Source organism: Neorhizobium sp. T6_25 (genome assembly GCF_002968555.1).
In the GTDB taxonomy this organism is placed as follows: domain Bacteria; phylum Pseudomonadota; class Alphaproteobacteria; order Rhizobiales; family Rhizobiaceae; genus Neorhizobium.
In genome coordinates, this window is record NZ_PVBL01000032.1 from 26946 (window position 1) to 50229 (window position 23284).

The 23284-nt window shown below is 62.8% G+C and carries 17 protein-coding genes; 10 read left to right on the forward strand and 7 right to left on the reverse strand.

Annotated features, from left to right (window positions below):
- Window positions 1-345, forward strand: a complete 345-nt coding sequence (locus C5L10_RS29340; protein ID WP_105432550.1) for a cupin domain-containing protein — start codon at window positions 1-3, stop codon at window positions 343-345.
- Here C5L10_RS29340 and C5L10_RS29345 read toward each other — a convergent pair whose 3' ends face one another.
- The gene (locus C5L10_RS29345) at window positions 346-834 is read right to left on the reverse strand and encodes a MarR family winged helix-turn-helix transcriptional regulator (RefSeq protein WP_105432551.1); all 489 of its coding nucleotides are present in this window, start codon (window positions 832-834) and stop codon (window positions 346-348) included.
- A 204-nt stretch (window positions 835-1038) separates the two neighbouring features.
- Between C5L10_RS29345 and C5L10_RS29355 the strand changes: the two genes are divergently transcribed.
- Window positions 1039-1848, forward strand: coding sequence for an SDR family oxidoreductase (locus tag C5L10_RS29355; RefSeq protein WP_105432553.1), 810 nt, complete (start codon window positions 1039-1041; stop codon window positions 1846-1848).
- Between the two features lie 54 nt (window positions 1849-1902).
- On the opposite strand, the gene C5L10_RS29360 is transcribed toward C5L10_RS29355, so the two are convergent.
- On the reverse strand, window positions 1903-3171 hold the full coding sequence (locus C5L10_RS29360; RefSeq protein WP_105432554.1) for a cytochrome P450: 1269 nt from the start codon (window positions 3169-3171) through the stop codon (window positions 1903-1905).
- A gap of 116 nt (window positions 3172-3287) precedes the next feature.
- Between C5L10_RS29360 and C5L10_RS29365 the strand changes: the two genes are divergently transcribed.
- The gene (locus tag C5L10_RS29365) at window positions 3288-4109 is read left to right on the forward strand and encodes a hypothetical protein (RefSeq protein WP_105432555.1); all 822 of its coding nucleotides are present in this window, start codon (window positions 3288-3290) and stop codon (window positions 4107-4109) included.
- Here C5L10_RS29365 and ggt read toward each other — a convergent pair whose 3' ends face one another.
- Both ggt and C5L10_RS29375 read right to left on the reverse strand, forming a co-directional pair.
- On the reverse strand, window positions 4110-5828 hold the full coding sequence (gene ggt / locus C5L10_RS29370) for a gamma-glutamyltransferase (protein ID WP_105432584.1): 1719 nt from the start codon (window positions 5826-5828) through the stop codon (window positions 4110-4112). It lies immediately after the preceding gene.
- Between the two features lie 136 nt (window positions 5829-5964).
- On the reverse strand, window positions 5965-7215 hold the full coding sequence (locus C5L10_RS29375; protein ID WP_172717250.1) for a GGDEF domain-containing protein: 1251 nt from the start codon (window positions 7213-7215) through the stop codon (window positions 5965-5967).
- 375 nt (window positions 7216-7590) lie between these two features.
- Here C5L10_RS29375 and clpP point away from each other — a divergent pair, with 375 nt between their 5' ends.
- The 5 genes from clpP (at window position 7591) to C5L10_RS29400 (ending at window position 15456) form a co-directional block, all read left to right on the forward strand.
- Window positions 7591-8223 carry an ATP-dependent Clp endopeptidase proteolytic subunit ClpP gene (gene clpP, locus C5L10_RS29380; protein WP_105432557.1) on the forward strand — a complete coding sequence of 211 codons (633 nt, stop codon included), beginning with the start codon at window positions 7591-7593 and terminating at the stop codon, window positions 8221-8223.
- Between the two features lie 285 nt (window positions 8224-8508).
- Complete coding sequence (clpX, locus tag C5L10_RS29385) at window positions 8509-9786, forward strand: ATP-dependent Clp protease ATP-binding subunit ClpX (protein WP_046635404.1); 1278 nt, start codon at window positions 8509-8511, stop codon at window positions 9784-9786.
- A 406-nt stretch (window positions 9787-10192) separates the two neighbouring features.
- Window positions 10193-12610 (forward strand): endopeptidase La, encoded by a 2418-nt coding sequence (gene lon / locus C5L10_RS29390; protein ID WP_105432558.1) that lies wholly within the window; start codon window positions 10193-10195, stop codon window positions 12608-12610.
- A 200-nt stretch (window positions 12611-12810) separates the two neighbouring features.
- Window positions 12811-13086, forward strand: coding sequence for a DNA-binding protein HupB (gene hupB, locus C5L10_RS29395; RefSeq protein ID WP_007753405.1), 276 nt, complete (start codon window positions 12811-12813; stop codon window positions 13084-13086).
- A 180-nt stretch (window positions 13087-13266) separates the two neighbouring features.
- The gene (locus C5L10_RS29400; RefSeq protein ID WP_105432559.1) at window positions 13267-15456 is read left to right on the forward strand and encodes an esterase-like activity of phytase family protein; all 2190 of its coding nucleotides are present in this window, start codon (window positions 13267-13269) and stop codon (window positions 15454-15456) included.
- A gap of 136 nt (window positions 15457-15592) precedes the next feature.
- On the opposite strand, the gene C5L10_RS29405 is transcribed toward C5L10_RS29400, so the two are convergent.
- On the reverse strand, window positions 15593-16579 hold the full coding sequence (locus C5L10_RS29405; RefSeq protein WP_105432560.1) for an aldo/keto reductase: 987 nt from the start codon (window positions 16577-16579) through the stop codon (window positions 15593-15595).
- Between the two features lie 115 nt (window positions 16580-16694).
- On the opposite strand from C5L10_RS29405, the gene C5L10_RS29410 reads away from it, so the two are divergent.
- Together C5L10_RS29410 and C5L10_RS29415 are read left to right on the forward strand one after the other, a co-directional pair.
- Window positions 16695-17930 carry a DNA repair exonuclease gene (locus tag C5L10_RS29410; protein WP_105432561.1) on the forward strand — a complete coding sequence of 412 codons (1236 nt, stop codon included), beginning with the start codon at window positions 16695-16697 and terminating at the stop codon, window positions 17928-17930.
- A 3-nt stretch (window positions 17931-17933) separates the two neighbouring features.
- Window positions 17934-21386 carry a YhaN family protein gene (locus C5L10_RS29415; protein WP_105432562.1) on the forward strand — a complete coding sequence of 1151 codons (3453 nt, stop codon included), beginning with the start codon at window positions 17934-17936 and terminating at the stop codon, window positions 21384-21386.
- Here C5L10_RS29415 and C5L10_RS29420 read toward each other — a convergent pair.
- Complete coding sequence (locus C5L10_RS29420) at window positions 21383-22231, reverse strand: DUF6030 family protein (RefSeq protein WP_105432563.1); 849 nt, start codon at window positions 22229-22231, stop codon at window positions 21383-21385. The genes C5L10_RS29415 and C5L10_RS29420 overlap by 4 nt on opposite strands.
- Window positions 22232-22363: 132 nt before the next feature.
- Window positions 22364-23149: a metallophosphoesterase gene (locus C5L10_RS29425; RefSeq protein ID WP_105432564.1), complete on the reverse strand. Its 786-nt coding sequence runs from the start codon at window positions 23147-23149 to the stop codon at window positions 22364-22366.
- Window positions 23150-23284: the final 135 nt, after the last annotated feature.

The window sequence follows — 23284 nt, forward strand, 5'->3', positions numbered from 1 at the left end:
ATGAGCGCCTGGATCAAATTCGACCTCTCGTCCATCGAACCGGAAGAGGGCGCGCCGGCACCGGATCGGCTGGTCTCCGGCACCCCGACGTTCCGTACCTGGAACTTCGAGGAAGCCGAGGCCGGGCTTTATGCCGGCGTCTGGGAGGCGACGCCCGGCAAATGGCGGATTGTTTATGACGAGTGGGAATATTTCCACATCCTCTCCGGCCACTCGATCGTCACCGAGGAGGGCGGCGAGGCGGTCCAGTTGAGGGCCGGCGACAGCATGATCCTCAGACCCGGGTTCAAGGGAACCTGGGAAGTGGTTGAAACGACTCGCAAGGATTACGTGATCAGGGTTTGATCAGGCTTCTTCATCCCGCTTGAAGGCCTTGGCGAATTCACCCGACGAGATGAACGCCAGCGTCCGCCGCAATTCCTCCGACTTCTCCTTGCCGAATGCCTTGTCGAAACGGTCCTGGGCGACCTGCCAGCGGCCGGTGAGGTCGCGCTGGGTGGCCGCGCCCGTCTCCGTCAGGCGGACGCGCTTGGCGCGGCGGTCTTGGGCATCGGGTACCAGTTCCACCAGTCCGTCGCGGATCAGAGGCTTCAGCGTATGGCCGAGCGCCGAGAGGTCCATGACCATCGCCTCCGCGAGGTTTTTCAATGTTGGCTGGTTGGATCCGGCGATCTGGGACATCAGGGAGAACTGCGTCCCCTTGAGGCCGGTATCGCCCATCGCATCCTCGTAGAGCTGGCCGAGATGCCGTGAAGCCCGGCGCACCGCGCTGTTGCTGCAGTGAAGCCAGATGCCGTCCTCGATCTGCCCTTGCTTGTCCTGTTTGTCCGTCATGTCTCGTTCCGATCTTGCCGCGGGACAATGCCCGCTTTTGGCTGGCCCTTCCACTCCGGATAAAAATTTGCCGCCACCCCTTGCAGGTTCAAATCCTCCTTTTCATATATGGTGGCATATACCAGTAAATTCCAGATGCCGAAACGCTGGCCGCGACACCACTCGAAGAACCTCTGCCCGAAAAACCTCTGAAGGAGATGGACCATGACCAATAATTCAAAACTCGGAACCGCACTCGTGACTGGCGCATCGTCGGGCATTGGGGCGACCTATGCGGAAAAGCTCGCCAAGCGCGGCTATGATCTTATCCTCGTCGCCCGCGACGCGGATCGCCTGAAGGCGCTTGCCGGCCGGTTGACGAGCGAACATGGCATCAAGGCGGACGTACTGCGCGCCGACCTCAGCCAGCGTGCCGATGTGCTCGCCGTCGACAAGCGCCTGCGCGAAGACGGCTCGATCACCCTCTTCGTCAACAATGCCGGCATCGGCCCGAACGGTCCGCTGCTGAAAGCCGATCCGGATTACCTCGACCAGATGGTCGATCTCAACGTCACCGCCGCCAACCGTCTCGCAATCGCAGCCGCGCAGGCTTTCGTTGCCCGGGGTGAGGGCGCCATCGTCAACATCGCCTCCGCCGTGGCGCTCGCCGCCGAATTCTTCAGCGGCACTTATGCCGCCAGCAAGGCCTTCGTTCTGGCCCTGACGGAAGCCCTCGCTGCAGAGCTGAAGGACACCGGCGTCAGGATCCAGGCAGTCCTGCCCGGTTATACCCGCACCGAAATCTTCGATCGCGTCGGAGGCTCGATGGACAGTCTTGACCCGAATTCGGTCATGGAAGTCGGCGACCTCGTCGATGCGGCGCTTGTGGGGCTCGACCGCGGCGAACTGGTCACCATGCCGTCGCTTGCCGATACGCAGCTTTATGAGACCTACACGACCGCCCGCGGCGGGCTGCGCCCCTATCTGTCGCTCAACAAGCCGGCAACCCGTTACGGAATTGTCGCCGAAGCCTGATTGCGAAGTGCAGCTGCGGCATAATCCGCAGTTGCACACCGATTTCGGGCGCTATCAGAGAGCCGAGCTTGCCTGTTCCCAAGCTAGGTCCAGCCGCTCAAGCCCATGGAAATGGTAGATGTCCTTCACCACCGGCGTTCCGGCAATCCGCATGCCGGGCAGCCGCCGGAAGAGGATGGGCAGCACGGTATTGAGTTCCAGCCTTGCCAGCGGCGCCCCGATACAGAAATGAATGCCGGCTCCGAAGGAGAGGTTTGCACCTTCCTGCCGGTCGGGCTTGAAGGCCAGCGGAGCGGAGAATTTTTTCGGATCGAGATTGGCGGCGGCGAGGATAAGGCTCACCTTGTCGCCGCGTTTGAACTCGAGCCCGTCGATCTCGACGTCTTCGAGCGTCCAGCGCTGGAAGATATGCACGGGCGCGCAGATGCGCAGCGTTTCCTCGACCGTTCGCTCGGTCGCCGCCTCGTCGCGGAAAAGGTCTGCCGGGGACAGGCCGCTCTCCAGGATTACCCGCACCGAATTGCCGATCTGATGCACCGTCGCCTCGTGGCCGGCGTTGAGCAGCACGATGGTGGTCGAGACCAGTTCGTCGTCGGTGAGGTACTGGCCCTTGTGCTCCGTATGGATCATGTGGGTGAGAAGGTCTTCGCGCGGCTCCCGGCGACGCTCGGCGATCAGGCCTTTGACATAGTTGGAAAATTCTCTTGCTGCCCGGTCGGCGGCATGTTCGTCCTCCTCGGTCCGCTTGAACATGTACATGCCGACATAGGCATGTGACCATTTGAGAAGCTGAGGTCCCATCTCGTCCGGAATGCCGATCATCCGGGCGATCATCGTTACCGGAATGATGTCGGCGAAGGCGGAAAGCAGCTCCGTCTCGCCTTGGCCTTCGAACCCGTCGATCAGCTTTTCGGCAAGTTCTGCGATATCCGGCCGGAGCCTTTCGATATGCCGCGACACGAAGGAGCGGTTGACGAGCGTGCGAAGCCGCGTGTGCTCAGGCGGCTCAAGCTCCAGCAACGAATACCGCTCGGCGAGATCGAAATTTTCGAGATGAGCCAACGGCTCGGGCAGGCCAAGCTCCTCACGGCTGGCGATATGCAGGATCTGCCGGCCGAATCGCCGGTCGCGCAGCAGCCCGTTCACATGGTCGTAACCGGTGAAGAACCATTGCCGCTGCTCTTCCCAGTAGAAGGTCGGACAATGTTCGTGGAGGAGGGCGTAGACGCAGTTCGGATCGCTGTAGAAAGCCGGGTTGCGGCCGTCGAGCGAGACGCGGCGGGTTTGAGGGTCGATGCGGAGAAAATCGGGCAGAATGGTCATGTCCGGAGACCTAGCGAATTTCAGCGGGTGGGGAAAGTGGGCCGAATTGACACTATTCAGGATTGTGCGCATGGTCGGTGATGCACGGGGTGCAGCGGCCCTGGGGGAGGGAATAAATGAAACTGTCGTCTCGCGAGTACAAGCTGACGCTGCACGCCCGGGAGTTTGCCGGAGACGAAGCCGCCTACCGTTCGAAGGCCGCGGATTTCTGGACGGACACGGTCAATCGGCTCGGCGAAGCCGGGATCGGCGCAAGCGGCAAGCTCAATCTGTTGGAGCCCGACAAGCAGCGAAACGTGCTTTTCCTGGATACGCCGGACAACGCCCTCTACGAGCGATCGGACCTCGTTTTCCGCCTGCGGCGGCCAGTCGCATCCGATGGCGATTGGGATGCGACGCTGAAATTCCGCCATGGGGACGGTCTGCTCGCCGGGGCGCAGGCGTTCCGGCTGCGGGAAGGGCGCGGACGGGGCAAGTTCGAGGAGGACGTCAAGGCGGTTCCGCGATCCGGAATGCCGAGCTTCTGGGCGCTTTTCAGCCGCTCCGTCGAGGCCCGGTTCGGTCCCAGGAAAAAACTCCTGACCGTTGGCGACTGTCTCGCCCCTTTCGAGAAACTCGACGGGGCGTCGCTGCCGCCGCTGAAGGAAAAGGTTCAGACCGTTTCGGGCCTGAAAGTCACCGAGCACGTCTTCGAGGACGGCTGGCTGGGCCTCTCGAAAAAGGTGAAGGCCGAGTGCGCGTTGATCCTCTGGTGGAAGGAAGACGAGGCGCTGGAGCCGATCGCCGCCGAATTCAGCTTTCGTTTCCCTCTCGATGACGGCGAGGCGGATGCCAAGGTCGCCCAAAACGCCTGGATGGCGATGACCGTGCTTAGCGGTTCGCCGTTTGTCGATCCGAAGGGAAGGACAAAGACGGCGCTTGTTTACGGCGCCGATTGATCATTCGCCGACCGCCACGCCCTCGCGACGCGGGTCCGCGCTGCCCACTAGACCGCTCGCGGTGATCTCGATCGCATGCAGCCCGGAATTCATCTCGCCCGGCTTCACCTCGTACCCCAGCGCCTTCAACGGTTCGGCAAGCTTTTCCGCCTCGGTGCCGGCCTCGATCTCGTAAGTCCCGAACCGGTTGATGAAATGCGGCTGGGCGACGATCTGCTCCACAGGCATCCCCCAGTCGATATAGGCGATCACGGCCTGCGCCACATAGCCGATGATCTGGCTGCCGCCGGGTGAGCCGATCGCGAGCAGCGGCTTGCCGTCCTTCATCACGATCGTCGGCGCCATCGAGGAACGCGGCCGCTTGCCCGGCTCGACGCGGTTGGCGACGGGCAGGCTGCCGTCATGGGTCTTGAAGGAGAAGTCGGTGAGCTCGTTGTTGAGCAGGAAGCCGTTTGTCATCAGCCGCGAGCCGAAACCGCTTTCGATCGTCGTGGTCATCGACACGACGTTGCCCTCTCTGTCGACGATGACGAAATGGCTGGTGGAGGGCATCTCGATCGCCGCATCGCGGCCGAACAGCAGCGCATGGTCCCATTCCGGCTCGCCGGCCTTCACCTGGTCGCCGCTAAGAGCCTTGGTGCCGTCGAGCAGGCCGGCGCGCTTGCCGAGATAGTCCTTCTTCAACAGGCCCTTGATCGGCAAGGGCTGGAAATCCGGGTCAGCCAGGTAGCGCTCGCGGTCGGCAAAGGCGAGGCGCTGCGCGTCGCCGATGATCCGCCAGCTCTCGGCGTTCCGTGGGCCGAGAGCCTTGACGTCGAAATTCTCGATCACGCCGAGCATTTGGCCGACCGCGACCGCGCCGGAGGAGGGCGGTCCCATGCCGCAGATGTCGAGCGCCCGGTAGGCGGCGCAGACCGGCTCGCGTTCCTTGACTCGGTAATTGGCGAGATCGGCGAGAGACAGGACGCCGGGATTGCCCGGGGCTTCGCGCACCGTCTTGACGATCGCCTCGGCGATCGACCCTTTGTAGAAGGCATCCGCGCCGCCGGTCGCGATCGCCTTCAGCGTCTCTGCATAGGCAGGGTTCTTGAGCACCGTGCCGGCCTTCAGCGGCGCGCCGGATGCGTCATAGAAGTAACCCTTCGGACCATCGTGTTTCTTCAGCCGGTCACCGTCGGCGGCGATCAGCAAAGCCAGACGGGGGGAGACCTGGAAACCGTCGGCGGCAAGCTTCTCCGCCCGTTCGAACAGGCTCGCCCAGTCGGCCTTGCCGTAGCGCCTGTGGACTTCGGAGAGGAGGCGCACGGTACCTGGCGTGCCGACCGAACGGCCGCCGATAACCGCGTCCATGAATTTCAGCGGCTGGCCCTGAGTATCGAGGAAAAGTTTTGGCGTTGCCTCCATCGGCGCCGTCTCGCGGCCGTCGAACGTGGTGAGCTTGCTGGCGGCCGCATCGTAATAGACGAGGAACGAGCCGCCGCCGAGGCCGGAGCTCTGCGGCTCGACAAGGCCGAGCACGGTTTGAACCGCGATCAATGCGTCGATCGCATTGCCGCCCCTGGCGATGACGTCGCGCCCGGCTTCGGCCGCCAGCGGATTGGCGGCGGCGACCATGAAGCTTTTCGTCTCGACGCGCTTGGCGGACGTGAACCCCGTTGCCCGTTCCGGCGCAACGGTATCGGACGCCTGCTGGGCAAACGCCGTACCGGCCGAAAACATCGAGACGGAAAGCACTGACGAAAGAAAAATGCCCGCGAAAAGTCTGATCCCCGAAAATCCTGCCCGCATGACCCACTCTCCGCGTTTTATCCCTGCGGACGAATGTGGGTTTCAGGATGAAGAGGACAAGGGGAGGTCAGCGCTTGCCGAGCGACGCCAGACGTTTGAGAGCTGCGACCTGGTGGCTGGCACGCATGTCGGTCGGTGCCTCGTCCTCACCCTGTCGGTCGACGGCCGGAACGACCGAGGCGTCGGTGCCGGTATCAATCGCGGTGCGATCGCGACCGCTGTTCTTTGCGGTATAGAGCGCCCGGTCCGCGGCGTTGAGCAGAAGGTCGAGGTCGGCGGTTTCCGCTGCTGCGAGCGCGATGCCGGCACTGACGGTGACCCTGATGTTGTGCTCGCCCGTGACGATGGTCTGGCGCTTGAGCGTCAGGCGGATCGCCTCGGCGATGCTCGCGGCCTCGATCATGTCGCCGACGCGCAGGATGGAGGCGAATTCCTCGCCGCCCATGCGACCGAAGAAGCCGCGGCCGCGCATCGAGGTCTGGCCGACCTGGGAGAAGGCGACCAGCACCGAATCGCCGGCCTGATGGCCGCAGCGGTCGTTGATCTGCTTGAAGCTGTCGAGATCGAAATGCAGGAAAGCAATCAGCGGCTTTTCCTCGTTCACGAGTTTTCTCAAGGCATGGAACTCGTCGATCAGTCCGCGCCGGTTGAGAACGCCGGTCAGCGGATCGGTGACGGCAAGCGTCTTGAGTTTCTCTTCCGACCGCTCGGTCAGCAGCTTGGCGCCGGTCATGATGCTGGCGATGAAACAGACTGCTGCCGGGAAGAGCAGCCAGGCGGAGTGCGGCGACGCGCCGATGGTTTTCGCCTCGCCGACGACCACCAGAACTGCGACGACGCCGTTTGCGCAGAATTGTACGGCGATGAAGGCCGCAAGCACCCGTCGCGTCATCTTCGACGCGCCCTGATTCCTGAGGAGGATGGCGATCATGATCGCATGGCCGACCATCGTTGCGACATTATGGAGAGCCACCCGGTTGGCGAAGTTCTCGCGCACCGGATAGAGGAACATGCCCGCGACCCAGAGAAGCGCCGGAATGGCGATGTAGGCTTCCACGGGCTTTCGGTCGAACTGCAGGAGGCCGGCGATCCACAGGCCGACACCGGCGAGCACCAGCGTATTGGCGATCTGGATGGAGACGAAATCGGGGATGTCGCCGCGCAACGCAACCAGGATGACGCCGATCCCGTGCAGCGCAAAACCGCTGCCCCAGCTCAGGTAGAAGCGGTCCCGCTCGTAATACCAGCGTGAGCACAGGAGGACGGCAAGCGTCAGCGCCTCCGCTGCCCAGATCATCAGGCCCGTTAAAATATCCACCCGAAACTCCAATACTCGATGTCGAGCGCGGCCAGAATGCCATGCAGTCTTTAAGACGACGTTGCACGGATCACGGAAAATCCGGCGCTCGGACCGGCGGCGGTGGGATTTTCGAGACAATGTTCACGCCTGCTTTACCCTGATCGGGCAAAAACCTGTGCCATCAGCCGAAACCGGGGCATCTGCCGGCTGTGGTCGGGCACGAATCGTAATAGCGGTCAGCCTCGCGCATCCCCGGGCAGTTAAGGATATCGGATGCTCCGTCTTGAAGTACCGGGCGTTGACACTCTATGTAGGGATGACCCATTCCATTTGATTCCGGAGCGCCTTTCTGCCTTCGGCCAGGGATCAAGAGAAGCTTGACAAAGGACGGACATGAGAAATCCAGTTGATACCGCAATGGCCTTGGTGCCAATGGTCGTCGAACAGACCAATCGCGGCGAGCGCTCCTACGACATCTATTCGCGTCTTCTGAAAGAGCGCATCATCTTCCTGACGGGCCCCGTCGAAGACTATACGGCGTCGCTGATCTGCGCCCAGCTTCTTTTCCTGGAAGCGGAAAATCCGAAGAAGGAAATCGCCCTCTACATCAATTCGCCCGGCGGCGTCGTGACGGCCGGGATGGCGATCTACGATACGATGCAGTTCATCAAGCCGGCGGTTTCGACGCTCTGCATCGGCCAGGCCGCCTCCATGGGCTCGCTACTTTTGTGCGCGGGCGAAAAGGGGATGCGCTTTGCCACCCCGAACGCGCGCATCATGGTGCACCAGCCGTCCGGCGGCTTCCAGGGCCAGGCGTCCGATATCGAGCGCCATGCCCGTGACATATTGAAGATGAAAAGACGTCTTAACGAGGTCTACGTGAAGCATACGGGCCGCACGTTGGAGGAAGTCGAAAAGACCCTCGACCGCGACCATTTCATGACGGCCGACGAAGCCCAGGATTGGGGCGTCATCGACAAGATCCTGACATCGCGTCAGGAAATGGAAGGTGGCTCCGGAGACTGAGTCTGATGGCGCGACCTGTGCACCTCACCCCGATGTGAGCAAAAAGGGGTTTCAAGTCGCACGGAAAGCGCTATTAGTACTTATTAATGCTGTGTTGAACTTTTATGACATAGCATTCGTTTCTTAGGGGTTTCGTTGCCGCTGATCCCGCATGATGTGCGCAGGATCGGTAGAGTACCCTTAAGGCAAGGCAGGCGCGCAAGGCCCGTCGGGCGCGCGCCGGCAAGCGGTAGAGTGGACCGCGCCCGTTTTGACGTGAGTGCGGAGTGCTGGAAGGAAAGTGATATGAGCAAAGTCAGCGGCAGCAACGGCGGCGACTCCAAGAATACCCTGTATTGCTCTTTCTGCGGAAAGAGCCAGCACGAAGTCCGGAAGCTGATCGCCGGACCGACCGTATTCATCTGCGATGAATGCGTCGAGCTGTGCATGGACATCATCCGCGAAGAGAACAAGACCTCGATGGTCAAGTCCCGCGACGGCGTGCCCACGCCTCAGGACATCATCAAGGTCCTCGACGAATACGTCATCGGCCAGAAGCAGGCCAAGCGTATCCTGTCGGTCGCGGTGCATAACCATTACAAGCGCTTGGCGCACGCCTCCAAGGGCGGCGACGTCGAGCTTGCGAAGTCGAACATCATGCTGGTCGGCCCGACCGGCTGCGGCAAGACCTATCTTGCCCAGACGCTCGCCCGCATCATCGACGTTCCCTTCACGATGGCTGATGCCACGACGCTGACCGAAGCCGGCTATGTCGGCGAGGACGTCGAAAACATCATCCTGAAGCTTCTGCAGTCTGCGGATTACAATGTCGAACGCGCCCAGCGCGGCATCGTCTATATCGACGAAGTCGACAAGATCTCCCGCAAGTCCGACAACCCGTCCATCACCCGCGACGTGTCGGGCGAGGGCGTGCAGCAGGCGCTTCTGAAGATCATGGAAGGCACGGTTGCCTCGGTCCCGCCGCAGGGCGGCCGCAAGCATCCGCAGCAGGAATTCCTGCAGGTCGACACGACGAACATCTTGTTCATCTGCGGCGGCGCCTTTGCAGGCCTCGACAAGATCATCTCGGCCCGCGGCGAAAAGACCTCGATCGGCTTCGGTGCCTCCGTGAAGTCTGCGGAAGACCGTCGCGTCGGCGAAGTGCTGCGCGAACTGGAGCCGGAAGATCTGGTGAAGTTCGGCCTCATTCCGGAATTCATCGGCCGTCTGCCGGTTCTGGCGACCCTCGAAGACCTCGACGAGGACGCGCTGATCCAGATCCTGTCCGAGCCGAAGAATGCGCTGATCAAGCAGTACCAGCGCCTGTTCGAGATGGAAGACGTCGATCTGACCTTCCACGAGGATGCGCTGCGCGAGATCGCCAAGCGGGCGATCACCCGCAAGACCGGCGCGCGCGGCCTGCGCTCGATCATGGAGAAGATCCTTCTCGACACCATGTTCGAACTGCCGACGCTCGAAGGCGTGCGCGAAGTGGTCATCTCGGACGACGTCGTGCGTGGAAACGCCCGGCCGCTCTACATCTATGCCGACCGGCAGGATGAAAAGGCGAACGTTTCGGCCTGATCCGCCCGTTCCGGACCGCACAATGCAAGAGGCCCTGTCGGGGCCTCTTTTTTATGTTGGTAGATAGCCTTGCTTATTTTGATTTTTCCACCATTTTTGCCTCGCGAAGAATTGCACCATATTCGTCTTGCATTAGAGACGGTGCGGGAAGATCATCAATGTTCGGGCTGCTTCGCCTGCATGTGATCGCAGGTTGGCAGTTCCGGTGAGTCGCGTCCCGTGTCCTTAGGCGTTCCGCGTGGCGTAATGTGCGCACGCTTTGTAATACCCCTGTCACAATCCCAGCGGCGGCGGCCTTGCAAGGCTTGAAATCAAATTTCGAAAACTCCACTTTGGGCGAGAGTGAAGTGCCCGGGTGATTTGCCCGGGACGTATCCCGGAAACGGGACGATGGAAAGGAAATGAAATGACGAATTCAACGTCTGCGACTGGTAGCGAAACCTATCCGGTGCTGCCGCTGCGCGACATTGTGGTCTTTCCGCATATGATCGTGCCTTTGTTCGTCGGACGGGAGAAGTCTATTCGCGCGCTCGAAGAGGTGATGGGTTCCGACAAGCAGATCATGCTGGTCACCCAGATCAACGCCGGCGACGACGATCCCGAACCCTCGGCAATCTACAAGGTCGGCACCGTCGCTAACGTGCTGCAGCTCCTGAAGCTGCCCGACGGCACCGTCAAGGTTCTGGTCGAAGGCCGCTCGCGCGCCAAGATCGACGGCTATACCGACCGTGAAGAATTCTACGAGGCGACGGCGAGCGTTCTTGCCGAACCCGACGAGGATGCGGTCGAGGTCGAAGCCCTGTCGCGCTCCGTGGTTTCCGAGTTCGAAAACTACGTGAAGCTCAACAAGAAAATCTCGCCGGAAGTGGTGGGCGCCGCAAGCCAGATCGAGGACTATTCGAAGTTGGCCGATACGGTCGCCTCGCATCTGTCGATCAAGATCACCGAAAAGCAGGAAATGCTGGAAACGGTTTCCGTCAAGCTGCGCCTCGAAAAGGCGCTCGGCTTCATGGAAGGCGAGATCTCCGTCCTGCAGGTGGAAAAGCGTATCCGCTCGCGTGTAAAACGCCAGATGGAGAAGACCCAGCGCGAATACTACCTCAACGAACAGATGAAGGCGATCCAGAAGGAGCTCGGCGACGGCGAGGAAGGCCGTGACGAGATGGCCGAACTGGAAGAGCGCATCGCCAAGACCAAGCTGTCCAAGGAAGCCAAGGAAAAGGCCGATGCCGAGCTGAAAAAGCTCAAGCAGATGAGCCCGATGTCGGCGGAAGCCACCGTCGTGCGCAACTATCTCGACTGGCTGCTCGGCATTCCGTGGGCCAAGAAGTCGAAGGTCAAGGTCGACCTCAACAATGCCGAGAAGATCCTCGAAGCCGATCACTTCGGCCTCGACAAGGTCAAGGAACGCATCATCGAATATCTCGCCGTGCAGGCCCGCGCAACCAAGCTCAAGGGTCCGATCCTGTGCCTCGTCGGCCCTCCGGGCGTCGGCAAGACCTCGCTCGCCCAGTCGATCGCCAAGGCGACCGGCCGCGAGTACGTGCGCATGGCTCTCGGCGGCGTCCGTGACGAAGCCGAAATCCGTGGTCACCGCCGCACCTATATCGGCTCGATGCCCGGCAAGGTCATCCAGTCGATGAAGAAGGCCAAGAAGTCCAACCCGCTCTTCCTGCTCGACGAGATCGACAAGATGGGCATGGATTTCCGCGGCGACCCGTCTTCGGCCTTGCTCGAAGTGCTGGATCCGGCGCAGAACTCGACCTTCATGGACCACTACCTGGAAGTCGAATACGACCTGTCCGACGTGATGTTCATCACCACGGCGAACACGCTGAACATCCCGGCTCCGCTGATGGACCGTATGGAAATCATCCGCATCGCCGGTTACACCGAAGATGAGAAGCGCGAAATCGCCAAGCGTCACCTTCTGCCGAAGGCGATCAAGGAACATGCCCTGCAGCCGAACGAATTCTCGATCACCGACGATGCCCTGATGGCGATCAGCCAGCAGTACACGCGGGAAGCCGGCGTTCGTAGCTATGAGCGTGAGCTGATGAAGCTCGCCCGCAAGGCGGTCACCGAGATCATCAAGGGCAAGACCAAGTCGGTTGCGATCACCGCGGCCAACATCTCCGACTACCTCGGCGTTCCGCGCTTCCGCCACGGCGAAGCCGAGGGCGAGGATCAGGTCGGCGTGGTCACGGGTCTCGCATGGACGGAAGTCGGTGGCGAGCTGCTGACGATAGAAGGCGTGATGATGCCGGGCAAGGGCCGCATGACGGTCACCGGCAACCTCAAGGAAGTCATGAAGGAATCCATCTCGGCGGCGGCATCCTATGTCCGCAGCAGAGCCGTGGATTTCGGCATCGAACCGCCGCGCTTCGACAAGTCGGACATCCACGTCCACGTTCCGGAAGGTGCCACCCCGAAGGACGGCCCGTCGGCCGGTGTCGGCATGGCAACCGCGATCGTCTCGATCATGACCGGCATTCCCGTTCGCAAGGACGTGGCGATGACGGGCGAGATCACCCTTCGCGGCCGCGTGCTGCCGATCGGCGGCCTCAAGGAAAAGCTGCTTGCCGCCCTTCGCGGCAACATCAAGACCGTTCTGATCCCCGAAGAAAACGCCAAGGATCTGGCCGAGATTCCGGACAACGTGAAGAACAACATGGAGATCATTCCGGTTTCCCGCATGGGTGAGGTGATCCGTCACGCGCTCGTTCGTCAGCCGGAAGCGATCGAGTGGGATGGTACGGTGGAAACGCCGCTGATCACCACGGTCGAAGGCGTGGACGACGCAGGCGTTGCCGTCGCACACTGATCGATAGCCTTTTGGTTATGCCAAATTGGCACCAGCAATGAAAAAAGCCGGCAAAACGCCGGCTTTTTTTGTGAAAAATAACGCGGACCCCTTGTTTTTCAGGCGATTGCGGAGCTTTTGGGTTGCCACGGGCGGGCGCCTGACTATTGTCTGCCCCGATTACATGAGTCGTTCCAAAACCGTTTGAAAGGGGTGGAAACATGAATAAGAATGAGTTGGTATCCGCAGTGGCCGAGAAGGCCGGCCTCTCTAAGGCTGATGCCGCATCCGCTGTAGACGCCGTTTTTGAGACCGTACAGGCTGAACTGAAGAAGGGCGGCGATATCCGTCTTGCCGGTTTCGGCAGCTTCTCCGTTTCCCGTCGCGAAGCGTCCAAGGGTCGTAATCCTTCGACCGGCGCCGAAGTCGACATCCCGGCACGTAACGTGCCGAAGTTCTCGGCCGGTAAGGGCCTGAAGGACGCAGTCAACAGCTAACGCGCTGCCTTTAAGGCATCCTGTTACAGTCTCGCATTTGAAAAGGCCCGGGTTTTTCCCGGGCCTTTTTTACGAATTGCTAATCTCCGCCGGCCAGGACGCCGGATGCGAAAACTGTCATCTGCCTGTCACGACCGTGGCTCACAAGCCACCTGTGTTTCATGGACAGGAGGGCTTCCCATGACGTTTTCACTTCGTGCCGCGTTGACCGCAGCACTTCTTGCTTCGGTCGCCGTGCCGGCGAGCGCCGAGCAGGTTTTCAACCGCATCGCATCTTTCCCCGTCGCCGCCAATCTTCCCGCCGACAAGGACAAGCTGAGCGTCAGCTCGGCCGAAATCGTCACCGCCAGCGAAGACGGCATGACGCTCATCTATACCGATAGCCCGCTCGGCGCGATCGGGTTCATCGACATCACCGATCCGAAGGCCCCGAAGGCGCTTGGCGCGCTCACTTTCAAGGGCGAGCCGACCTCGGTTGCGTCGGTCGGCAAGAAGGTTCTCGCCGCCGTCAACACCGGCGAAAGCAAGCAGAAGCCGACCGGCATCCTCGCCGTCGTCGACATTGCGACGAAGAAGGTCGATCTGACCTGCGATCTCGGCGGCCAGCCGGACTCGATCACCGTCTCCAAGGACAAGACCTTTGCCGCGATCGCCATCGAGAACGAGCGCGACGAGGACGTCAACGATGGCGCCATTCCGCAGATGCCGGCCGGCGACCTGGTGATCGTCTCCCTGAAGGACGGCACCGCCGACTGCGCCTCGATCAAGCACGTGACGCTGACCGGCCTTGCCGGTGTCGCGCCGGAAGATCCGGAGCCGGAATTCGTCGCCATCAACGACAATGGCGAAATTGCCCTGACAATGCAGGAAAACAACGAGATTGTCATTATCGACGGCAAGACCGGCCAGGTCACCGGCCACTTCTCCGCCGGCAAGGCCGATCTCGAAGGCATCGACAACAAGACCGACGGCCAACTGTCCTTCACCGGCAAGGCTTCGGCGCTGCGCGAGCCTGACGCCGTCAAGTGGCTCGACAACAACCGCCTCGTGGTCGCCAACGAAGGCGACTGGAAGGGCGGCTCGCGCGGCTTCACCATCTTCGACCGCACCGGCAAGGTTCTCTACGAATCAGGTGCCTCGCTAGAGCGCGCGGTTGCCCGTCTCGGCCATTTCCCGGAAAAGCGCGCGCGCTCGAAGGGCATCGAGGTCGAAGGCATGGAAGCCGCGACCTTCAACGGCCAGAAGTATCTCTTCCTGCTCGCCGAACGCGCCTCTGTCGTCGCCGTCTACAAGGACACCGGCGCCGAGCCGCAGCTCATGCAGATCCTGCCCTCGGGCATCTCGCCGGAAGGCGCCGTCGCCATTCCGGGCCGCAACCTGTTTGCGACCGCCAATGAAGTCGATCTCGGCAAGGACGGCGGCGCCCGTTCGCATGTGATGATCTACGCCCTGGAAGAAGGCGTGGCCAACTATCCGAAGCTCGTCTCCAAGGACGTCGATGGCAACGTGCTCGGCTGGGGCGCTCTCTCGGGCCTGGTCGGCGACGCCCAGAAAGACGGCATCCTCTATGCCGTCAGCGACTCGGTCTACACCATGCAGCCGTCGATCTTCACCATCGACACCACCAGGAAGCCCGCCGAAATCACCGGCGTCCTGCGCATCACCCGCGGCGGCCAGCCGGCCCAGAAGCTCGACATCGAAGGCATCGCGCTCGACGGCAAGGGCGGTTTCTGGCTGGCGTCGGAAGGCGACTCCGCCAAGCTGACCGGCCATGGCCTCTACAACGTCGACGCCAAGGGCGAGATCAAGGCCGAGATCGGCCTGCCCGCAGACCTGCTCGCCGGCGAGACCCGCTTCGGTTTCGAAGGCGTGACGACGGTCGGGTCAGGCGACGACATGGTCCTGTGGATGGCGATGCAGCGCGAATGGAAGGATGACCCGAAGGGCACCGTCAAGCTCGTCTCCTACAAGCCGAAGTCCAAGGAATGGGGCGCCGTGCGCTACCCGCTCGACAAGGCCGGGGCAGGCTGGGTGGGTCTTTCGGAAATCACAGCCCATGGCGATTATGTCTACATCATCGAGCGCGACAACCAGATCGGCGATGCCGCCAAGCTGAAGAAGCTCTATCGGGTGGCGATCGCCGACCTGAAGCCGGCCAAGATCGGCACCGAACTGCCGGTGGTGAAGAAGGAAGAAGCCCACGATTTTATCCCGGATCTGAAGGCTTCGAACGGCTACGTGGTCGACAAGCTCGAAGGCTTCACCTTCGACAAGTCCGGCAAGGCCTTCGCCGTCACCGACAACGACGGCGTCGACGACAGCTCCGGCGAGACGCTGTTCTTCCCGGTCGACCTCAAGGGCACTCACTGAGCACCTCAAGACTGAAACGGAAAAAGGCCGGGTTTTGCCCGGCCTTTTTGTGTTTCTGGGAGGGCGTAACCGGTAGCCCTCAGTGCTCGATCTGCCATTTTTGAGGGGCAGGCCCCTTTTTGCCTTGGCAAGTTCCCTACCAGCGCTGATGCACGTGCGGAGCAACCAGCCGCGCATAAATTTCCATGGTCGCCGTCATCACGTCGGCCGAAAGTGCGGCAAGCTCTGCCGCCGCCGCATTGCCCTTGGCCTGCGCCTCGTTGCGGGCGCCCGGAATGACGACGGTAACGGCCTCGTTCATCAGGATCCATTTCAGCGCGAAAGCCGCCATCGACGCTCCCTGCGGCACCAGCTTGCGGACTTCCTCGACCGCCTGGAGGCCGACTTCGAACGGTACGCCGGCAAAGGTCTCGCCGACATCGAAGGCATCGCCATGACGGTTGAAGTTGCGGTGGTCGTCCTTGGCAAACGCCGTGTCGCGGGTGATCTTGCCCGAGAGCAGCCCGCTGGCGAGCGGCACGCGCACGATGACCGCGACGTTCTTCCGCCTGGCCTCATTGAAGAACAGGTCGGCCGGGCGCTGGCGAAAGATGTTGTAGATGATCTGGATGCTGGTGACGTCGGGATACTCGATCGCCTTCAGCGCTTCCTCGACCTTCTCGACGCTGACGCCGTAATTCTTGATCTTGCCAGCGCGACGCAGATCGTCGAGCGCGCCAAAAACTTCCGGACGGTAGAGGACTTCGGTCGGTGGGCAGTGGAGCTGCACGAGGTCGAGGCTGTCGATTTCGAAGTTCTTAAGGCTGCGGTCGATGAAGCCCTCGAGATTGCCCTTGGTATAGCCGTCAGCGACATGCGGGTTCAGGCGACGGCCCGCCTTGGTCGCAACCATCGGGCGATCGCCTCCGCGCGATTTCAGGACGCCGGCAATGATCTTTTCCGAGCGGCCGTCGCCATAGACGTCGGCGGTATCGATGAAGGTGACGCCGGCATCGAGCGCCGCTTCCAGCGCCTTGGCCCCGTCCGCTTCGGCGACGTCGCCCCAGGAGCCGCCGATCTGCCAGGCGCCGAAACCGATCTCGCCGACGGTGAAGGATGTGCGTCCGAACGCGTGGTTTCTCATGATGTCCTCCGAATAAGATTGGGCTATCCACAGGCTGCGGAACCCTGAGCTTTCTTCGTGCCCGGCATTTGCCTAAAACACCTGATCTGCTCCGGCAACCGAAACAAGCGATTCGATGACCTCCTTCCGATTCATTCACGCCGCCGACCTGCATCTCGGCAGTCCTTTCCAGGGGCTGGCGTTGAAGGATGCCGCGATTGCCGAACTGTTCATCGAGGCGAGCCGCAGGGCGTTTTCAGGCCTGGTCGACCAGGCGGTCGAACGCAAGGTGGACTTCTTTATCGTCGCCGGCGACGTCTATGACGGCGACTGGAAGGACAACAAGATCGGCCTGTTCTTCAACCGCGAAGTGGCGCGGCTGGAACGCGCCGGTATTCCTGTCTTCCTGCTGAAGGGCAATCACGACGCCGAAAGCGTCATCACCAAGACGATCACCCTGCCGAAGAATGTCAGCGAGTTCCCGGTCAACAAGCCGGGCAGCTTCAGGCTGGACCACTTGAAGGTGGCGCTGCACGGCCAGGGCTTTGCCGAACGTTCGGCGGTCGAGAACCTGTCGCTCGCCTATCCGAGGCCGGAACAGGGCTGGTTCAATATCGGCGTGCTGCACACCTCGCTCACCGGCCGCGAGCCGCACGCGCCCTATGCGCCGTGTTCGGTCGAGGACCTGCGCTCGCGCGGTTACGACTACTGGGCGCTCGGCCACGTGCACGATTTCGAGATTGTCGCCGAAGACCCGCTGGTGGTCTTCCCCGGCAATCTCCAGGGCCGCTCGATCCGCGAGCAGGGGGCGAAGGGCGCGGTCTTGGTGACCGTCGAGGACGGTCGTATCACCCATGAGCGGATCATCACCGACAGCGCCCGCTTTGCCGAACTCGTGGTCCTGGTCGAACCGGACGACAACATCCCGGCGATCCTGCGCCGCATCGAGAATGCGCTGGAAGATGTCGTCGAACGGATGGAAGGCCGGCCGCTGGCGCTGCGCATCCGTCTCACGGGCAAAAGCCGCTTCCGCAACGAAGTCATGGCCCGTGCCGAGGATTTTCGCGACGAGGTGCAGGCCGCCTGCCATCGCTCCCACCAGGATATCTGGCTCGAAAAGCTGGAAGTGCGGCTGGAACCGGCAACCAACGGCGCGCGCGTCGCGGCCGACATGCTTGGCCTCGAAGGCCTCATCCCCATGGACGGCTTCCCGCCGGAACTGCTCGCCGATGCCAACGCCAAGATCGCCGAGATCACCGCCCGCCTGCCGGGCGGCATCGGCGCCGGCGACCTGGCGCTCGGCGATGACGCTGAAGCCCTGCTGGCGGAGGCCCGCGATCTCCTGCTCTCGCGTGTGGCGAGGGCTGGCTGATCCATGCGTTTCAACCGCCTCGACATTCTGCGCTACGGCGCACTGACCGACCGGACGCTGACTTTTCGTCCGGACGCCAGACTGCATGTGATGTACGGACCGAACGAGGCCGGAAAATCCTCGGCGCTGTCGGCGATCTCCGACCTGCTGTTCGGTTTCCCGACTGCCGCCGACTACAGCTTCCTGCATGATGCGACAGCGCTCCGCGTCGGTGCCGCGATCACGGCGCGCGACGGGCAGGCGCTCGAATTCCGCCGTCGCCGCGGCCGCAAGAACACGCTGCTCGCCGCCAACGAGGCGGAAGAGGCCTTGGCGGAGGATGCCCTGGCACCGTTCCTCGGCACCCTGTCCCGCGATGTGTTCGAACGCGCCTTCGGGCTCGATTCCGCGTCGCTCAGGGCCGGTGGCGAGACGATGCTGAAAAGCGGCGGCGAGATCGGCAGCCTGCTGTTTTCCGCAGCCTCCGGCCTGACCGGACTTTCGGACCTGCGCAAGTCGCTCGATGCGGAAGCCGACGGCATCTATGCGCCGCGCCGCTCCAAAGACCGCTCGTTCTATCAGGTCCTCGACAGCCATGATGAGGCGCGCAAGGCCGAACGCGACAACGAGCTGAAATCCGGCGACTGGAAAAAGCTGCTTGCCGAACAGGCCGAGATCGAAGCGAACCTTGGCGCCGTGCAGGCCGAGCGGCAGGAAACCAAGCGCGCCCTCGATCGGTTGCGCAAACTGCTGCGGCTGGAACCGGTGCTGCGGGAGATCGACCGCGAGCGGGAAATGCTTGTGCAATACGAAGCGCTGGCTGCGTTGCCTGCCGGCTTCGAGGAGCGACTGGCCGGGGCCCTGGAGGCGGAGCACAAGAACGCCGAAGCGCTCAAGGCGGCGGAGGCCGAGGTATCGCGCCTGCACGATGAAATCAGCGCCGTGCATGTCGATGAGGCACTGATCGCCGCGGCGCCGAGGATCCTTGCCGCCCATGCGGACAAGGGCGCCTATCTGAAGGCTCGGGAAGATATAGCCCGGGTACGCGGCGAGGTCGACGACTTCGATCAGCGTATCGCGCAGGCGGCCCGCCGGCTCGGCTTCGGCAAATTCGAGGAGCTTCAGCGCGCCCAGCCAGCTGATGCCGATCTTGTGCGCCTCCGCAAGCTTGTCGAGGAGGGCAGCGAGCTCGACCGCAGCCTGAAGCAGCTTCGCCAGCAGATCGAGGACGCCCAGGATGTCTTGCGGCGGCTCGGAGACCATGGGCCGGATGGCCGCCTGATCGACCCGAAATCGTGGGCGGAACAGCTCGCTGTGCTGCGTCCCGACGTCAGCGAGCTCTCCGGCATCGAGGCCCTGCAGGTGCGCGTCGCCCGTGCCGAAAGCGATCTTGCCGCGGCGGCTGCGCGCCTCGACCCGCCGGTCAAGGATATCGCCCGTCTTCTCTCGGTGCCGCTGCCGGATATCGCGACCCTCACCCATCACCGCCGGCTGATCGACGCGGCCAAAGCGGAGAGCGCCCAGGCGGCCCAGAAGCTCGCCGGCATCCGCGAGGAAGCCAAGGCGATCGCCGGCCAGCTTGCGGCGCTGGAAGGGCAGGGGCGGATCGTCTCCCGCGAGGATATAGCAGCGGCAAGAGCCGGCCGCGACGAAAAGGTCGATACGTTCGGGGCAAAACCTTCTGCCGAAAAACTGAGCGAACTGAAGATCGTCGTGGAGGATGCAGACCGGCTTGCCGATGCGGCGCTCGCCGATGCTGAACGTGTCTCGCGCCATGCCCACCTCAGACTACGGCAGCGGGAACTGCTTGAGGCGGTTGGCGCGGCCGAGAGCGCCGCCAGGGAAAGCGACATTGCCGCCGCCGATGCGGTCACCGAATTCGAAGACCTTTTCCATGCAGCGCCTGTCGCGCCGTCGACGCCGGAGCGGATGATCGAATGGCGACGTGCCGTCGACGGACTTTCCCTGCTGTCGGGTGCATTGGACGAAGCGCGCGACGAGCTGGAGACGCTCCGCCTCAGGGAAGAAAAACTCAAGCCGGCCTTGCTGGTGCTGGCCGATGCCATCGGCCTTGCCGCATCGGCGCTGCCGCCGCTGGCACTCGCCCGCGGGCTGGAACGCCGGATCGGGGAACTGACCGAGCGCTGGACCGAAAGCCGTTCGCTGGAAGGCAAGCGCCATTCCGCCGAGGAGACGCTGGAAAAGCTGGAGGAACGCGAGACCTGTCTGCGCCGGGATATCGAACGCTGGCGCTCGACGTTCTCCAATGCCACGGTCCTGGCGGGGCTCTCGGAAGACGCGACGGTCGACATGGCTCTCGCGGCGCTGGATGTCTGGCGCACCGTTCCCGATCTTCTCTCCGAACGCGAAAACCGGGATCGCCGCGTCAAGGGCATGGCGCGGGACATGGAGGATTTCGAAGCGGAGGTGAAAGCGCTCGCCGCCGCGGTGGCGCCGGATCTGGTCTCGCTGCCTGCCGATGTTGCGGCAGGCATGCTGAATGACCGCGCAACAGACGCAAAGACCGCCGCAAACCAGCGGGCCACCCTCACCACAGCGCTGGAGCGCGCCGAACTCGCGGTGGCCCGGCACGCCGCCGACGCGGAAAGACTTATGGCGGACCTGCGCGGCCTTGCCACCGCCGCATCCAAGCATATCGAGGAGGCAGACGGCCTTCTCCGTGATCTTCGCGAGCGCAACCGGCTGGAAGCGAGCCTCGCGCAATGCCGCAGCCGCTTTGCCGAACAGGCGGACGGTGCGACCGAGGACGAGGCCCGTGCCGCGCTCGTCGGCTTCGACAGGATCGCCGCCGGCCTGGAAATCGAGCGGCTGGATGCCGAGGATGCCCGGCAGGTCGAGCGGATGAAGACCCTCGGCATTGCCCAGGCCGATAGCGAGCGCCGCCGCCGGGAGCTGGAAACCGGCATCGGTGCCGAACGCGCGATCTTCCAGAAGCTCGCGGCGGAGACGGAAGCCAAGGAGTTGGCGCGGCGCTGGGTGGTGCTGAAGCTCGCCGCCGGTCTTCTGGCGAGCTCGATGGACGCCTATCGCGAACGCCAGGCCGACCCGGTCATGCAGCGGGCAGGGCAGGTCTTCGCCGATCTCACCGGTGGCCGTTTCTCGCGCCTCGTCCAGGTTTATGACGAGCGCGACGAGTTGCAGCTCGCGGTCGAACGCCAAACCGGCGAGCAGGTGAGGCTTGACGGCTTGAGCGAAGGCACCGGCGATCAGCTTTATCTGGCGCTGCGGCTCGCCTTCCTGGAGGACTATTGCAGCCGCAACGAGCCGGCGCCGCTGATCCTCGACGACATCTTCCAGACCTTCGACGACGAGCGGACCGCAGCGGGCATCCGGACGCTCGCGGCGGCCGGCGAAAAATTCCAGACGGTGCTCTTTACCCACCAGATGAGCCTCGTCGAAGCGGCGCGCCGCGAGCTGGGGGACGGGCTGGACCTCGTCCAGCTGGAACGAGCCTAAGACGCGGATTGCGCCGGAGCTGTACTGCGCAGCGCCAGGCAGCCGACCGGCATGCGATAGGTCGGCGTAGCCCACCTGTCCGGCGGGGCCGACGGGCGTTCGCCGCAGCCGGCCGTCTGCCGGCGCGGCAGGATCAGCAGATTGTAGCGCCGTGCGTCGGTGACCTCCCGGCTGAACGTCATCCGGTAGTTTTCGACGATCGAGCTGAACTCGGTGCGTCCCGCCAGTTTCTCGATCAGATAGGTTCGCGTCTCCGGCGTCATCGGCAGCCCGAAACGCTCGGTGGCTCCAATCGCTTCGCTGAGCACCGCAAGCTCCGTGGTCAGATCCGTCAGGCTGACCTTGATGCGAAAGCTGCTGACGGTGCCGGGCTCCATGCCGCGGGCCTGGATGAACAGCGCAGCCGGTTCAGGCGCATTCCCGAATTCCTCGAAGAACAGGCATTCCCAATCGCCACCCGAACGGCTGAAGGTCGGTGCCGTGCCTCTATCGTCCCGCAGCAGGTCGCAGCGCTCCTCGGCCGAAAGCGCCTCGGTCTTCTCGAACACCGCCATCCGCTCGAGGCCTGCCTTGAGAAGCCAGGGCGGGTAGTGTTTCTCCGGTGGCAGCGATCTATGCCTGCCGACCCGCAGGGGCGGCGCCGGTGGCGCGGGTAGAAGGTATTGCTCCAGCGCGAGTTGCCGGACCAGCCGCCTGTAGTTCCGGCCATCGTTGACCGTGAGCACCGTCGTCGCGAGGGCGGCCAGCACGACCGCAAGGAAAAAGCCGAAAACCGAAACAGCCGAACGCTGCCTGCGGCGGCGGTCGGCTGGTGTCTGTTTGTCTGCCTTACTCTCCTCCGGCATGGCTCCGCTTCCGATCGAGGATGGCCCGGCGTTGGGTCCCCGCCGACAACATAACGCGCCTCTACGGCTCGATGATCAAGCCTCTGCTGTTCCGGTGGTATCGGCGTCGGTTCGCCCGATGTCTCCTGTCGTTCAAAGGAACGAGAAGCGGCCGCCGTCGATCTTGAGGATCGTGAGCCTGCCGGAATAATAGGCGCCCGTATCGATGCCGATCCGGCCGGGTCCGAAATCCGGTTCCGGCTGCGGCGTGTGCCCGTGGATGACGAGAAGCGGCAGCTGCGGTCCGGTCGCAAGAAAGGCGTCTCGGATCCAGAGCATGTCTTCATCGGTCTGCTGTTTGAGCGGTATGCCGGGCCTCAGGCCCGCATGGACAAAGACGAGCTTGCCGATCGTCAGGCTGGCCGGGAGATTGGCGAGGAATTTCCTGTGCGGCACCGGCACGGCTTCCATCAGCAGGTCGCCGAACCTGGCGCCGCGCTTCCTGCCGCGTGCGCCGAACTGGTAGGGGTCCAAGCCGTAGGATAGCAGCGTCTGTTCGCCGCCCATTCCCAACCATTCGGAATAACGTTCCGGATCGTCCACGAACCTCATGAAAGTATCGTCATGATTGCCGCAGAGCGCTATCCGTCTCAAGCCGTGCTCGCTGGGCCTGATCAGGTGTTCGAGGACGTGGCTCGAAGCCGGCCCACGATCGACATAGTCGCCGAGCAGGATGACCATGCCGGGACGTCGGTTTTCTTCGATGTCGTGAGCGATGCGCGCCTCGGCATCCCGAAGCAGGTCGAGGCAGCCGTGCACATCGCCGATCGCATAGATCGGATATGAGGGCGGGTTCTGACCGAGATCGATCCGGCGGCGGCGAAGCCGGATCGGTCCGGCCGGCCGGCGTCCCCAAAACCAGTCCGTCAACTTTCGCATGCTTACCGCCATCCGCCTGATATGTACGATCCCGCCGCCAATGAGAAGTGGATGCCCCAAGGAGTGTTAACAACGTCCAAAGTGCTGGGCTTTCCATACGGGTATCGGTAATTGCCGCCGCCATCTGTGGGACAA

Bases quoted from the DNA above. Each gene is read 5' to 3' on its own strand.
- C5L10_RS29360 (WP_105432554.1), bottom strand. From the start codon at position 3,171: ATGACCATTCTGCCCGATTTTCTCCGCATCGACCCTCAAACCCGCCGC.
- C5L10_RS29425 (WP_105432564.1), bottom strand. From the start codon at position 23,149: ATGCGAAAGTTGACGGACTGGTTTTGGGGACGCCGGCCGGCCGGACCG.
- clpP (WP_105432557.1), top strand. From the start codon at position 7,591: ATGAGAAATCCAGTTGATACCGCAATGGCCTTGGTGCCAATGGTCGTC.
- C5L10_RS29410 (WP_105432561.1), top strand. From the start codon at position 16,695: ATGACCTCCTTCCGATTCATTCACGCCGCCGACCTGCATCTCGGCAGT.
- lon (WP_105432558.1), top strand. From the start codon at position 10,193: ATGACGAATTCAACGTCTGCGACTGGTAGCGAAACCTATCCGGTGCTG.
- C5L10_RS29400 (WP_105432559.1), top strand. From the start codon at position 13,267: ATGACGTTTTCACTTCGTGCCGCGTTGACCGCAGCACTTCTTGCTTCG.
- C5L10_RS29415 (WP_105432562.1), top strand. From the start codon at position 17,934: ATGCGTTTCAACCGCCTCGACATTCTGCGCTACGGCGCACTGACCGAC.
- hupB (WP_007753405.1), top strand. From the start codon at position 12,811: ATGAATAAGAATGAGTTGGTATCCGCAGTGGCCGAGAAGGCCGGCCTC.
- C5L10_RS29345 (WP_105432551.1), bottom strand. From the start codon at position 834: ATGACGGACAAACAGGACAAGCAAGGGCAGATCGAGGACGGCATCTGG.
- C5L10_RS29365 (WP_105432555.1), top strand. From the start codon at position 3,288: ATGAAACTGTCGTCTCGCGAGTACAAGCTGACGCTGCACGCCCGGGAG.
- C5L10_RS29405 (WP_105432560.1), bottom strand. From the start codon at position 16,579: ATGAGAAACCACGCGTTCGGACGCACATCCTTCACCGTCGGCGAGATC.
- clpX (WP_046635404.1), top strand. From the start codon at position 8,509: ATGAGCAAAGTCAGCGGCAGCAACGGCGGCGACTCCAAGAATACCCTG.
- C5L10_RS29340 (WP_105432550.1), top strand. From the start codon at position 1: ATGAGCGCCTGGATCAAATTCGACCTCTCGTCCATCGAACCGGAAGAG.
- C5L10_RS29420 (WP_105432563.1), bottom strand. From the start codon at position 22,231: ATGCCGGAGGAGAGTAAGGCAGACAAACAGACACCAGCCGACCGCCGC.
- ggt (WP_105432584.1), bottom strand. From the start codon at position 5,828: ATGTTTTCGGCCGGTACGGCGTTTGCCCAGCAGGCGTCCGATACCGTT.
- C5L10_RS29355 (WP_105432553.1), top strand. From the start codon at position 1,039: ATGACCAATAATTCAAAACTCGGAACCGCACTCGTGACTGGCGCATCG.